This is a genomic window from Flammeovirga sp. AWQ4_249 (assembly GCF_056161045.1).
In genome coordinates this window covers 1-333 of sequence record NZ_JBSWYJ010000135.1, presented here as the reverse complement: position 1 = coordinate 333, position 333 = coordinate 1, and the positions used below count along the sequence as shown (strand labels likewise).

General features: G+C 32.4%; 1 protein-coding gene. It reads left to right on the top strand.

The genetic code is table 11. From position 1 onward, the window contains the following. Positions 1–17: 17 nt before the first annotated feature. Positions 18–146 carry a transposase domain-containing protein gene (locus ACXAHM_RS26405; RefSeq protein WP_474967077.1) on the top strand — a complete coding sequence of 43 codons (129 nt, stop codon included), beginning with the start codon at positions 18–20 and terminating at the stop codon, positions 144–146. The last annotated feature ends 187 nt before the right edge of the window (positions 147–333 follow it).

Here is a 333-nt window from a genome sequence, read left to right as displayed (position 1 = left end):
GTGCTGCACAAATAGCAATGTTCTATTCCTTCTTTGCTACCGCAAAAATGCATGACATTGAACCTTATCAATGGTTGAAAAATACGCTTGAACTTATTGATGATTATCCAATCAATAAACTAGAGAAACTTCTGCCTGTTAAATAGTTGGTGGAGACAAGTGCGGGTTGGCCGACTACTTACTCTTAAAATATTGTGCACAAATAAGCGGAAACCGAAAAGCTTATAAAAGAGTAGGTACTTAATCAATAGTGTCCTAAACGTTTTCATTTTCTGAAAAAATGCACGTTTAAGCTATTATTATTGTATAAAATCATTCAATATTAAAATAAAT